The sequence below is a fragment of the Enterococcus sp. DIV1059_2 genome (assembly GCF_051713685.1).
Taxonomy (GTDB): domain Bacteria; phylum Bacillota; class Bacilli; order Lactobacillales; family Enterococcaceae; genus Enterococcus_D; species Enterococcus_D casseliflavus.
Genome location: NZ_JBIOQK010000001.1, coordinates 1,941,916 through 1,955,346, shown reverse-complemented (window position 1 = coordinate 1,955,346; position 13,431 = coordinate 1,941,916). Strand labels below are relative to the sequence as shown.

Below are 13,431 nucleotides of genomic sequence, written 5' to 3'. Positions count from 1 at the left end.
TATGCCAAAACGTACAGATATCAAGAAAATCATGGTTATCGGTTCTGGACCGATTATTATAGGACAAGCGGCAGAGTTTGATTATGCCGGTACACAAGCTTGTTTAGCTTTACGAGAAGAAGGCTACGAAGTGGTGTTAGTCAATTCGAATCCCGCAACGATCATGACGGACAAAGAAATTGCTGACAAAGTCTACATTGAACCAATCACATTTGAGTTTGTCTCACGGATTTTACGTAAAGAACAGCCTGATGCAATTTTACCGACATTAGGCGGACAAACGGGCTTGAATATGGCGATGGAATTAGCCAACTCAGGTATTTTGGATGAATTAGGAATTGAGTTGCTAGGAACTAAATTAGCAGCAATCGACCAGGCAGAAGACAGAGATCTATTCAAACAATTAATGGAAGAATTGGATCAACCGATCCCAGAATCAGAAATCGTGTCAACGGTGGAAGCAGCAGTTGAATTTGCAAAAAAAATCGGCTTTCCAATCATTGTTCGTCCAGCATTTACGCTAGGAGGAACGGGCGGCGGCATGTGTAACAATGAAGAAGAACTTCGCCAAATCGCTGAAAACGGCTTGAAGCTCTCGCCAGTGACCCAATGCTTGATTGAACGGAGTATTGCTGGATATAAAGAGATTGAATATGAAGTGATGCGAGATTCTGCTGACAACGCGATCGTCGTTTGTAATATGGAAAACTTCGATCCAGTCGGTATCCACACCGGCGATTCCATCGTCTTTGCGCCGAGCCAAACTTTGTCAGACCATGAATACCAAATGTTACGGGATGCCTCATTAAAAATCATCCGCGCGTTAAAAATCGAAGGTGGCTGTAACGTTCAATTGGCGCTTGATCCTCATAGCTTCAACTACTATGTCATTGAAGTAAATCCACGGGTCTCACGTTCCTCTGCGTTAGCAAGTAAAGCTACAGGGTACCCGATTGCCAAACTGGCAGCGAAAATTGCCGTCGGTTTAACATTGGATGAAATGAAAAATCCAGTCACAGAAACGACGTATGCAGAATTTGAACCCGCCCTTGACTATGTCGTCGCAAAAATTCCTCGCTGGCCGTTTGACAAGTTTGAAACTGGGGAACGTCGATTAGGAACACAAATGAAAGCGACTGGTGAAGTGATGGCGATCGGTCGTAATATTGAAGAGTCATTATTAAAAGCCGTTCGTTCATTGGAGATCGGCACACACCATATCGAAATGAAAGAATTAGAAGCTCTTTCTGACAATGATCTGATGGAAAAAGTCATCAAGGCGCAAGATGATCGCCTATTCTACGTCATGGAAGCCATCCGAAGAGGGTACACCATCGAAGATTTGAACGAAATGACGAAAATCGACTTGTTCTTCTTGGATAAGATGCTTCACATCTTTGAGATCGAACAAGCATTAGCAAACGAACCACATTCCCTTGATGTGTTGAAAAAAGCCAAGCAAAACGGCTTTACGGATAAAAAGATTGCTGAGCTGTGGGAAACCACGGAAGCTGAGATCCGCACGCTGCGTCATGAGCAAAAGATTTTGCCCGTCTACAAAATGGTAGATACATGTGCCGCAGAATTTGAATCAGCAACACCTTATTTCTACAGTACCTATGAGTTTGAGAATGAAAGCAAGCGCAGTGAAAAAGAATCTGTTCTTGTCCTAGGTTCTGGACCGATCCGAATCGGACAAGGGGTGGAGTTCGACTATGCAACAGTGCACTCGGTGAAAGCGATCCAAGCTGCTGGCTATGAAGCGATCATCATGAACAGTAATCCTGAAACGGTTTCGACTGACTTTTCTATCTCCGACAAGCTGTACTTTGAACCATTGACCTTAGAGGATGTCTTACACGTCATCGATTTGGAACAACCCATTGGGGTCATCGTCCAATTTGGCGGGCAAACGGCGATCAACTTAGCAGAGCCTTTAGTAAAAGCTGGGGTCAAAATCTTAGGCACCAGCATTGAAGATCTTGATCGTGCTGAAAATCGTGATCTCTTTGAGCAAGCATTACAAGCGCTAGATATTCCGCAACCACCAGGGGATACAGCGACGAACGAACAAGAAGCGATCGCCATCGCTCAAGAAATCGGCTATCCTGTTTTAGTCCGCCCAAGTTATGTCTTAGGGGGACGTGCGATGGAAATCGTGGAAAACCAAGCCGATTTAGAAGATTATATGCGTCATGCAGTGAAAGCATCACCAGAACATCCTGTTTTGGTCGATCGTTACTTGGTCGGTAAAGAATGTGAAGTCGATGCTATCTGTGACGGCAAAACTGTTTTGATTCCTGGAATCATGGAACATATCGAGCGTGCAGGGGTCCATTCAGGAGATTCAATGGCGGTCTATCCACCGCAAAATCTTTCGGATGAACTAATTGCTACGATCGAAGAATATACCAAACGCTTGGCATTAGGTTTAAATTGTATCGGTATGATGAATATCCAATTTGTCATCCATGAGAACAAAGTGTATGTCATTGAAGTAAATCCTCGTGCTAGCCGAACCGTGCCATTTTTAAGCAAGGTAACAGAGATCCCAATGGCCCAAATTGCCACGAAGGCGATTCTCGGGGAAGAGATCACAGCATTAGGTTATCAAGACGGACTTGCGCCAACACCAAATGAAGTACACATCAAAGCACCTGTCTTCTCCTTTACAAAACTTTTAAAAGTCGATACTTACTTAGGCCCTGAAATGAAATCAACGGGTGAAGTAATGGGATCAGACAAAGATTTGGCAAAAGCACTTTATAAAGCTTTTGAGGCATCAGGTCTGCATATTCCTGAATTTGGAAAAGCACTTTTCACCGTTGCAGACGAAAGCAAAGAAGAGGCAGCAGCACTGGCAGCGCGTTTCGTAGAGGTCGGCTTCACCTTATTGGCTACCAATGGAACCGCCGATTACTTTGAAGAAAAAGGACTACAAGTGACTCGGGTTGCCAAGATTTCCGAACAGCAAGCAGAAGAAACGGTTGTTGATTTGATCCGTAAAGGAACGACCCAAGTAGTAGTCAATACCATGGACAAAGATCGCCAAAATGCAACGGAAGACGGATTTATCATCCGCCGTGAAGCGGTGGAACATGGTGTACCGACCTTTACTTCTCTTGATACAGCGGATGCGATTCTAAAAGTGATGGAATCCCGCAGTTTTTCAACGAAAGCAATTTAACGCAGATAAAGGAGTTTTTTGATGAAGCAAGAAATCATGACCATCAGCAAACAGCGTCAACTGGCACCGCGGATTTTTGAAATGACATTGACGGGTGAATTAGTCAATGAGATGAGGACCCCAGGGCAATTTCTACACCTGCGGGTTCTTCAAAATGCCTTTCTTCTTCGCCGACCGATCAGTATCAATCATATCGATGCTGAGAAAAAAGAATGCCGAATCATTTATCGGGTCGAAGGAGATGGCACAAGAATTTTTTCAGAAATGACTGTTGGTGATCCAATCGATGTGATGGGGCCGTTAGGAAATGGGTTTCGCTATCATCATTTAAACCAAGGGGACACTGCATTTATCGTAGGGGGCGGTATCGGTGTACCGCCGCTCTATGAATTATCGAAACGCCTGACGCAACAAGGCGTCCACGTCATTCACTTTTTGGGCTTTGCCAGCAAAGAAGTTATGTATTATGAAGAGGAATTTCGCGCACTGGGAGATACGAGGATCGCTACCGATGATGGCAGCGCGGGTTTACAAGGAAATGTTGGCAACCTGTTATTAGCTGCAGAGCAAACACCTGCGGCGGTCTTTGCTTGCGGAAATAACGGTCTTTTAAAAACCACCGCCCAGCTTTTCGAAGACCTTCCAGATGTTCAATTATCCATGGAGGCGCGAATGGCTTGCGGGATGGGTGCCTGTTATGCCTGTGTTTGCCATACGAAAGATGATGAACAAGGCACAAAAAGTGTCAAAGTTTGTGACGAAGGGCCTGTATTTCAGGCGAGAAAGGTGGTCATTTAATGTCGATCAATGTCGAGCTACCCGGATTGAGTCTAAAAAATCCGATCATGCCTGCCAGCGGCTGTTTTGGGTTTGGTGCAGAATATGATAAATATTATGACATCAGTCAATTAGGTGCGGTGATGATCAAAGCGACCACACCTGAACCACGTTTTGGCAATCCGACCCCAAGGGTAGCAGAAACGCCTAGCGGTATGTTAAATGCCATCGGGTTGCAAAATCCTGGGTTAGAAGCGGTCATGAATCAAATTTTACCCGACTTAGCTCAAAAACACCCCGATTTGCCAATCATCGCGAATGTTGCCGGTTCGACCGTCGAAGATTATGTTCTTGTGTGTCAGGAAATCAGTCAGGCAGAAAATGTCAAAGCGATCGAATTGAATATCTCTTGCCCGAACGTCAAGCATGGCGGCATCACGTTCGGAACCGATCCTGCGGTTGCTGGTGCATTGACTGAAGCGGTCAAAAAAGTCTCGCAAGTGCCGATCTATGTCAAACTTTCGCCGAATGTGACGGATATCGTCCCAATTGCACAAGCGATCGAAGCAGGCGGCGCCGACGGGTTTACGATGATCAATACACTTTTAGGCATGCGGATCGATCTAAAAACACGGAAACCAATTTTAGCTAACCAAACAGGGGGCTTGTCTGGTCCGTCAATCAAACCAGTGGCGATTCGCCTGATCAAACAAGTGGCGCAAGTTTCTCAATTACCAATTATTGGCATGGGGGGCGTGATGTCAGTGGATGATGTCCTTGAAATGTATCTGGCAGGTGCTAGTGCTGTTGCAGTCGGAACCGCAAACTTTACCGATCCTTACATTTGCCCAAAGTTGATTGAAGAATTGCCTATACGAATGGCAGAATTAGGAATCCCTTCTTTGGAACAGCTGATAAAAGAAGTGAGAGAGGAGCACATGTGATGAGTGAACGGCCAATTATTGCCTTAGATTTTCCTAACAAACAGGCTATTGAAACTTTTTTAGCGCAATTTCCTATAGAGGAAAAGTTGTTTGTGAAAGTGGGAATGGAGATTTTCTACCAAGAAGGACCAGCGATCGTTACTTGGTTAAAAGACTGTGGTCATGATATTTTTTTAGATTTAAAACTACATGATATTCCCAATACAGTAGGACGAGCAATGGAACGCTTAGCTTCTTTAGGTGTGGCTTTGACGAATGTTCATGCAGCCGGTGGGATCGAAATGATGACTGCTGCTAAAAAAGGCCTGCAGCAAGGAACCCCCGCAGGGCACAAAGTTCCTGATTTGATTGCAGTTACCCAATTGACCTCCACTAGTGAGGCACAAATGCATCATGATCAGCAGATCATGACGTCACTGCAAGAAAGTGTCATGCATTACGCCACTTGTGCCCAAAAAGCTGGGTTAGACGGTGTTGTTTGCTCCGCTCACGAAGCAAAGCAGATCAAACAAAGGACAACGGATGCCTTCATACGCTTGACGCCTGGTATCCGACCAGCTGGCAGTGAAGTTGGTGATCAAAAACGGATCATGACACCTGCACAAGCTCGTAAAGCAGGGGCTACCATGATCGTTGTGGGACGTCCAATCACCCAATCTAAGGCACCGTATGAAAGTTATCTGCAAATAAAACAAGAATGGAAGGAAGCTAGCCAATGAAAGAACAATCCAATCAAATCGCCAAAGATCTTTTAGACATCGAGGCGATTTTCTTACGACCGAATGAACCATTTACTTGGGCAAGCGGCATCAAAAGCCCTATTTACTGCGACAATCGAATTACTATGAGTTATCCACATGTACGTCGCGCCATTGCGAAAGGCTTAGCTGCAGTCATCAAAACGACTTACCCAGAAGCAGAAGTGATTGCAGGGACCGCAACAGCTGGGATTCCCCATGCTGCATGGGTCGCTGAATTGTTAGATTTGCCAATGGTTTATATTCGCAGCAAAGCAAAAGAACACGGTAAAGGCAATCAAATTGAAGGGCGTATTCAACCAAATCAAAAAATGGTCGTCATTGAAGATTTATTGTCAACAGGTGGCAGTGTCTTAGAGGCTTGTGAAGCAGCCAAAAGAGAAGGAGCCGATGTATTAGGCGTCGCTGCGATCTTTACTTACGAGCTGCCTCAAGTCCAAGAAAATTTTGATCAAGCAGGTTTATCCTATGTGACTTTGACAAACTATACAGCGTTGATCGAGTCGGCTTTAGAAACGGGTGCTATTCAAGAATCTGATGTTGCCCTGTTACAAGAGTGGCGTAAAGATCCTGCTGCTTGGTTGAGTGAATAAGGAATTGAAATAAGAAACGGATATGTGAGGGAATGACCAAGCATATTCGTTTTATTTTTACCTATTTTCTGATAGCATTGGGAGAAAGTTTTTTGATAGGAAGGGCTATACCTTGCTGTCAACTTGAATTAGGAGGCTGTTTTTTTTGAAAAGAAATATGGACGTTCCCTGGAGTTATTCCGGAGACAATGGACCTGAACATTGGCACACTTTGTGCGACTGGTATGCACAAGGTGCCGAATTTCCTTACCAATCCCCAATCGCTTTAGTCCACGATGAGACCGAAGAACCCATCGATCAGGACTTGGCTTTTCACTATAAACGAGAGCGGTTCACGGAAAAAGAATTCAAAAATACGATTCACTTCGTTCCTTATAACAAAGAAAGCTATGTCACATTTAAAGGGATCAACTACTATTTGACGGATATTCATTTTCACATGCCGTCTGAACACATTATCGATGACGAGCAGCAAGAGTTAGAGTTTCACCTCGTTCATATGAATGATGACGGTGAAAACTTGGTGGTGGGTATCTTATTCAAACTGACGGATAAACTCAACTGGATCTGCAATCAGCAAGACGACAGCATCTGGGACTTTGAGAACCACACCCAATGGTTTGATCCGAGCATGTTCTTGCCAGAACGCACCCACCATTTTCATTATGTTGGTTCCTTGACGACCCCACCAACGAAAGGGCCAATCAACTGGTTTGTCTTTGACTGGATTGGGGAGATGAGCCGTCGCTTCATTTTAGAATTCCGCGAAGAAGTATTAGAAAATAATAATCGCCCATTACAAGACCGCAAAGATCGGCCTATTTATTTCTATTGATTTATAAAAATGGTTCCTTTTACGTATTTTTTTTCGGACTTCTCTTCTGATTATCCTATAAAACCCGACGTAGTGGGAACCTTCTAGCAATACAATAGCTTAAAAACGAACGGAAAAAAAGACGAAAATTCTCGTCTTTTTTTATTTTCATAGCCATCGAGCACAAAGGCTATGCTAAACTAATTAATAAGCAGGTTCTAAGCATTCGTTTCATTGTGAAATAAAACACAATTAAATCAATTGAAAAAGAGCAGACACGGTAAAGCTTTTTTAGCGAATTATTTTATAGTAAAAGAAAGGAAATTCATATGCATGCATGGGAGGCAATCCAAAAATCAATCGATTATATTGAAGACAATCTTACCGAGCCATTAGAGATCGAAACGTTGGCGCAAGTTGCATCATTGTCCGTTTTTTATTATCAGCGCTTATTCACTCGTTTGGTTAAAATTTCTGTTAGGGAATATATAAAACTGCGTCGTTTGGCAAGAGGTGCGCTTTTATTGAAAAACCAAAAGAAGCGAGTCATTGATGTCGCTTTTGAAGTCGGCTTTAGCAGTCATGCCGTTTTTTCAAGAACGTTTAAAACGGTCTATAGAATTTCACCCTCGCTTTATCAGAAAAAGCCCATTGGCTTACAAAACTTTGATAAGCCAGATCTTTCATTAGGCTATATTGTGACGGAAGAGGGTATCCCATTGATCAGTGAAGGGGTTGTTTTAGAAATCCAGAAAAAAAGCAATCCGCATCCGCTGGTCTTCTATGGTGTCCTCGGTTACTACCCATTCAACTATGGGAAAATGCTAGGGCAACGAACAGGGATCGACCCGATTGAAGAAATTTGGCATGAATTTCTTCAAAAGATTGCCAATCAACCGGGAAAAGCCAACTACCAGATCGGTGTTTCGTTTCCAGGAGATGCGCCAGAAGGCTATTCGAGTTACTTTGTTGGCCAAGTAGGTGATGACTCACAGGGATCGACCTTCAGTGAATGGACGCTACCGGCTCGGGATTACGTTGTTTGCAGTTTTGATACGATTTCAGAGCAACTGATCATCAATATGGGGAAGGCGATGCGCTATACCCGTTTCTGGTTAAAGAAGAAGGGGTGGATTGCTGAGGATTTTTTCCCTGAGCTTTATCAAGAAAGAGAAAATCATGTCGTTCATGTTGAATTATGGATTCCTTTTAAAAAAAGAAGTGAGATGTAAGGAGGAACAGTACAATGACTCAGTTTGAAGAAGGAGTAAAACTACTTGAAGAAAAATTCGGACATTTTAAAGACAATGTAATCGCCCTTGCCACGACTGCTTGTAACGAGAATGACAAGGGAGAAACACAGCCAGTCGTCCGAGAAGTAGATGCTTTTTATGAAGACGGCGTTTTTTACGTGTCAACTCATGAGCAATCAAACAAAATGAAGCAAATCAGTAAGAATTCAGCAGTTGCGATTGCTGTCAGTGGTGAATGGTTTACTGCGATCGGTCAAGGAGAGAATTTAGGGTGGGTGCTAGACCCTAAAAATGCAGAATTAAGAAGCAAAATTCGCAAAGCCTTTGTCTGGTACGACGAAGTTAACAATGAGGATGATAAAGGCTGTTGTTTTCTAGCGATCCGTTTGACCAAAGGAACGTTGAATATCAATCACTGGGAAAAGCTGTATCATTTTGATTTTGAGAAGAAAGTCACTATGGAGGATGGCGGGATTTATTAGCCAGCAGAGCCTATTAGCCGCAGGTGATGTTCAATTGCCATTCTAGCGGATCTAGCAGATATGTTGATGGCTGAATTCTGAGAAGGCTTGCCTTTTGTGATACAAGCTAAGCAAAATTGTTGCTGAAAGAGCAGTAGATAGAACGAAAAAGCATAAAAACCGATGACAAGCACTGCGAAGAGGCACGCGCTTGTGATCGGTTTTTTGATTGATTACTTTATGATTTTTGATCCGAATAAACTTAGAAACAGCTAGGACTGTTTTAATCTCAAAATTCCCTCATCAGGTGTCACAAAAAGTGTTTTTTGATTCTCATAAATGACGAATCCAGGCTTGGCACCATTCGGTTTCCGAATATGTTTGACTTGCACGTAGTCCACTGGTACTTGGGCAGATTGACGATATTTTGAGAAATATGCGGCAAGCTCTGCAGCTTCCATTAAGGTTGTCTCACTAGGATCATCCGAACGAATGATGACATGAGAGCCAGGAATATTTTTGGTATGCAGCCAGATATCACTCTTACGAGCTGTTTTTAAGGTCAGTTGGTCATTTTGTAAATTGTTTTTTCCGACGAAAATTTCAGTTCCGTCTGAAGAAAGAAATCGTTCTGGTTGCGAAGGAGCAGCTTTTTTACGCTGTTTCGCCCGATTTTTGACATAGCCTTGTGCGATCAGTTCTTCCCGAATAACCGCCAGATCCATGGGAGAGGCGATTTCTAATTGGGCTAACACGGATTCGAGATACGCGATTTCTTCTTTCGTTTCGGCAATCTGCTGATGGATCAGTTTGACTGCATTTTTTAATTTCTGGTAACGTTGAAAATATTTCTGAGCATTTTGATTGGGAGAAAGAGCAGGATCGAGTTTGATCGTCAAAAGCCGATTCTCATCATAATAATTTTCCAAATCAACTGAAGCAGCACCACGGGGGACTTGATTCATAAAGGTCGTCAAAAGCTCACCTTTTTGACGGAATTCTTCGGCGTTTTCTGAATCGATCAACGTTTGTTGGCGTTTCTTTAACTTCAACTGGTTCCGTTTCAGTTCATTCTCAATTTTTTTCAGTAATTCGCCACCTTGTTGTTTGACCCGATCTCTTTCCGCCTTGTCGTGATAAAACGCATCTAAAAGCTCACTCAGACTCTGATAATGGGTGACAGTGGTGGTCGCATCGATCAATGATGGATAGGGAATTGGTGTAAAATATTCCTTTTTCTCTGACTGGAGATAACTTGGTACTAGCTCCTTGGTAAGCTCTGTAAAGAAAGCTTCCCACTGACGCAGTTTTTCATTGGGATTGGCATTGATTCGAGCGATCAATTCTTCTGCTGTATCGCGGCCTAAGCCTTGGAATCGTTGTTGAAGTTCTTTTGCCGTCAATGGATCAAGAGTAGATAATTCTTCAAAAATTTTGGTGCGAGAGGCTGTGAAAGGATTAAGCGTCGATTGCTTTGGTGGTGCAACATAGACAGCACCTGGCAATAAGGTACGATACGTATTTTGGGAATGACCAATGTGTTTGATCGTATCGACGATTTTTCCGCTCGTCTTATTCATTAATAAAATCGTACTGTGACGGCCCATTAGTTCGACGATCAAGACAAGGGCTTGCAAATCACCTAATTCATCTCGTCGCGTGAAATGAAAATGGATCACACGGTCATTGTCGATTTGTTCGATTGATTCTAAGATCGCCCCTTCTAAATATTTCCGTAGCATCATCAAGAAATTCGGTGGGGTTTCTGGATTGCTATAGGCGATCGTTGTGCATTGTACACGAGCATAGGTGGGGTGTGCGGATAGCAAAAGTTTGTGATTTTTCCCTTGGGAACGAATCACAAATACGACCTCATTTTCATAAGGTTGATGAATTTTGTTTACACGTCCACTGGCTAATTGATTTTGTAATTCTTTGACCATTAAATGGGTAAAGACACCATCAAAAGACATATTGTTTCCCTCTTTTCTTTTAAGGATAGTTTGACTGAGGGATTGATCCTTCCAATGTCAAATATTCCTATCTATTATACCGAAGAATCCAAAGAAAAGCCATGTCAGCTAGCTTTCCTTTTTCTTGGTAGGTTGGTGATCGGTGGTTTGCAGTGCACGCTCGATTTCCTTGTTCAAGAAATAAGAGATGACTGTTCGAATAATAACGACGGCAGCTAGACGCACGATGTCTTCGAAAGTAGGATGGATGATCGTCTCGATAATATCTGCTGCAATCAAGATCTCTAGACCTAATAAAACATAACTCCCTAAATAATTGCGGATAAAATTATTCTCTCTGGCTGCCACTAATCGATCCTTTTCTGTTAATTCGTAGCGCACAAAGTCAATGCCTGCGATCAATACACCCCAAACGATGACAAAAATGGAGAGAAAGTTCAAACAGACAACGATGAAATCGAAGATTGGATTGGCTCCAGTCATCAATGAATCAGCTAGATTATGCATAATGACTCCTTTACCGTTTTCTTTTATCTTACCGAATTATCGAAGAAATGTGAAGTTTCTTGACGTTCTAGGAGGGAATTGATAGTATGAATTAATAGTAGGATTTTTAAAAAAGGTGGGCAAATTATGGAACAAGTTAGGAACTTTGTTCATTACACGAAAGAAAAAATAATTGAAAGCTGGCAAGCTTTTTTAGATGATCTTTATCGAGATCAGAAAAAAACGATTTTCACGCTGATCGGGGGAATTCTTTTCGCACTGGTCTTCGCAGGTTTGATCGTCTTTTCTCAAAATCGTATCAATGCTTCTTTAGTGGATCGGATCGCTTTTGACAAGCTGCCGTCAGAAAAAGTACAGCCATTGCCTTATCTGACTGCAGACAAGACGATTCGTGAAACACGAGCGATCTCGGTGATGTTTAGTAAGCCCAACGGACCTCAACTCGATCAAGTATTTGATCTGATCCAAGCGCAAGAAGATGAGCTGAATCGGACATTTTTTTATTATCCAATCGTCTATGATGCGGCTTTTTTCTCCAATGAATACAGCGTTGATCCTGATAAAGTGACGTTTGTTTTTTATGAAGAAGGGGTTGAGAAAAATCGCTTTACCTTTGATTCATTTGAGCAGCCAACGACGGAATTCATCCCAGAATTGAATCGTTTACCGATGTGGACGATTCGTTCTTCTGCCAATGATCGATAAAAAAATCTGACAATTTGACAGAAAATTGTTGACGTTTTTTTATCAATAAGCTAAACTGAATTCAATCAAGAAAGAAAACAAGTTGAGAAGGAGGAACAATCATGAAACTATTTATTCCATTGCAAGTGAAATCATGGCAAAACTGGCATAGATAGTTGTATTGATGGGACCTCATTCCATAGATACAACTTTTTAGAGAACCTTCTAAAGTGCTGTATCTATGCTGGTAGTTGAATTTATCGCCGCATAGGACAAGCTTCTATGCGGCTTTTGCTTACTTGCAATTGCCGTCACATAGGCAGTTGCTTTTTTTGTTCTCAAAAACCATAAAATGAAAAACACGAAAAACGTAAGCAGAAAAAGGAGAATGAAAAATGAAAAACAAGGGATTAATTGCATCGGTTGCCGTTATTTTATTATTTTTAGGAGCGACATTTGTCTATCAGTTAGGAATGAGAAGTGGGACCAATCAAGCTAGTGAGACTTCGGAACCAGTAGAAAAAGCTGAAAAAACAGTCGGGATCCTACAATTTGTCAGTCATGAAGCACTGGATGCGATCACCGAGGGGATCAAAGAAGGCCTTAAAGAATCAGGCTATACCGAAGGGGACAACTTGACGATCGAATTCCAGAACGGTCAAGCGGATCAAAGCAAATTGGCAACGATGAGTCAGCAGCTGCTAAATAAAGATGCCGACGTTTTGGTTGGGGTAGCAACACCCGCAGCACAAGCGTTGGCGAATGTCACTCAGGATGTACCGATCGTTTTAGGAGCGGTCACTGATCCAGTTGGGGCAAATCTGGTGGCAGATATGGATCAACCCGGCGGTAATATCACTGGTGTTTCCGATAAAGCACCAGTTGCTGCACAAATCAAACTAGCAAAAGATTTGCTGCCAGAGGCAAAAACAGTCGGTATTTTGTATTCTTCGACCGAAGACAATTCGAAATACCAAGTGGCAGAAGCAGAAGCTGCTGCCGAAGAAAATGGCTTGACCAGCAAATCGTATGCCGTTCCTTCAAGTAATGAAATTGCGCAAATGGTGCAAGTGATGGCACGGGAAGTCGATTTTATCTATATTCCGTTAGACAATACGATCGCAAATGCTATGCAGACCGTAGTTCAAGAAGCCAATAAATCAAAAACACCAATCATTACTTCCGTAGACACGATGGTGGAACAAGGCGGTTTGGCAACGGTCGGACAAGATCAATTTACGATAGGCGTGGAAACTGGGAAGATGGTGGCAGCAATTCTTGATGGGACAGCAGAACCTGCGACAACACCGATCTATACATTCAGCGATGGCGAAACGATCATCAATGAAACTCAGGCGCAGTTATTGGGCATCACTATCCCAGAAAACCTCAAAGACGAGGCGAAACTGATTACAACGACGCCAGAAAGCGAAGCAAGTGACGAGTAACAACCAAGAACAGCGACCACCTGCGATCATCG

The 13,431-nt window shown here is 42.8% G+C and carries 12 protein-coding genes; 10 read left to right on the top strand and 2 right to left on the bottom strand.

Going from position 1 to position 13,431, the window contains the following annotated elements; translation table 11 throughout:
- Position 1: 1 nt before the first annotated feature.
- The 8 genes from carB (at position 2) to IGI72_RS09060 (ending at position 8,808) form a co-directional block, all read left to right on the top strand.
- Entirely contained in the window at positions 2–3,187 is a 3,186-nt protein-coding gene (carB, locus tag IGI72_RS09095; protein ID WP_034868615.1) for a carbamoyl-phosphate synthase large subunit, read from the top strand.
- Between the two features lie 21 nt (positions 3,188–3,208).
- Positions 3,209–3,985, top strand: a complete 777-nt coding sequence (locus IGI72_RS09090) for a dihydroorotate dehydrogenase electron transfer subunit (RefSeq protein ID WP_438753901.1) — start codon at positions 3,209–3,211, stop codon at positions 3,983–3,985.
- Entirely contained in the window at positions 3,985–4,908 is a 924-nt protein-coding gene (locus IGI72_RS09085; protein ID WP_005226113.1) for a dihydroorotate dehydrogenase, read from the top strand. Before IGI72_RS09090 ends, IGI72_RS09085 begins: the two co-directional genes overlap by 1 nt.
- Positions 4,908–5,627, top strand: coding sequence for an orotidine-5'-phosphate decarboxylase (gene pyrF / locus IGI72_RS09080; RefSeq protein WP_005226112.1), 720 nt, complete (start codon positions 4,908–4,910; stop codon positions 5,625–5,627). Before IGI72_RS09085 ends, pyrF begins: the two co-directional genes overlap by 1 nt.
- Positions 5,624–6,259 carry an orotate phosphoribosyltransferase gene (gene pyrE / locus IGI72_RS09075; protein ID WP_005226111.1) on the top strand — a complete coding sequence of 212 codons (636 nt, stop codon included), beginning with the start codon at positions 5,624–5,626 and terminating at the stop codon, positions 6,257–6,259. The genes pyrF and pyrE overlap by 4 nt, the downstream gene beginning before the upstream one ends.
- 157 nt (positions 6,260–6,416) lie before the next feature.
- Positions 6,417–7,094, top strand: a complete 678-nt coding sequence (locus IGI72_RS09070) for a carbonic anhydrase family protein (RefSeq protein WP_017144366.1) — start codon at positions 6,417–6,419, stop codon at positions 7,092–7,094.
- 308 nt (positions 7,095–7,402) lie between these two features.
- The gene (locus IGI72_RS09065) at positions 7,403–8,305 is read left to right on the top strand and encodes an AraC family transcriptional regulator (protein WP_005226109.1); all 903 of its coding nucleotides are present in this window, start codon (positions 7,403–7,405) and stop codon (positions 8,303–8,305) included.
- A gap of 14 nt (positions 8,306–8,319) precedes the next feature.
- Positions 8,320–8,808, top strand: coding sequence for a pyridoxamine 5'-phosphate oxidase family protein (locus tag IGI72_RS09060; RefSeq protein ID WP_060791939.1), 489 nt, complete (start codon positions 8,320–8,322; stop codon positions 8,806–8,808).
- Positions 8,809–9,059: 251 nt separating this feature from the next.
- On the opposite strand, the gene efbA is transcribed toward IGI72_RS09060, so the two are convergent.
- Both efbA and IGI72_RS09050 read right to left on the bottom strand, forming a co-directional pair.
- Positions 9,060–10,760, bottom strand: coding sequence for a fibronectin-binding protein EfbA (gene efbA, locus IGI72_RS09055; RefSeq protein WP_438753898.1), 1,701 nt, complete (start codon positions 10,758–10,760; stop codon positions 9,060–9,062).
- A gap of 108 nt (positions 10,761–10,868) precedes the next feature.
- On the bottom strand, positions 10,869–11,267 hold the full coding sequence (locus tag IGI72_RS09050; RefSeq protein WP_016609320.1) for a DUF1622 domain-containing protein: 399 nt from the start codon (positions 11,265–11,267) through the stop codon (positions 10,869–10,871).
- 126 nt (positions 11,268–11,393) lie between these two features.
- Here IGI72_RS09050 and IGI72_RS09045 point away from each other — a divergent pair, with 126 nt between their 5' ends.
- Together IGI72_RS09045 and trpX are read left to right on the top strand one after the other, a co-directional pair.
- Positions 11,394–11,972, top strand: a complete 579-nt coding sequence (locus tag IGI72_RS09045; protein ID WP_438753896.1) for a hypothetical protein — start codon at positions 11,394–11,396, stop codon at positions 11,970–11,972.
- 374 nt (positions 11,973–12,346) lie between these two features.
- Positions 12,347–13,399, top strand: a complete 1,053-nt coding sequence (gene trpX, locus IGI72_RS09040; protein ID WP_010748363.1) for a tryptophan ABC transporter substrate-binding protein — start codon at positions 12,347–12,349, stop codon at positions 13,397–13,399.
- The last annotated feature ends 32 nt before the right edge of the window (positions 13,400–13,431 follow it).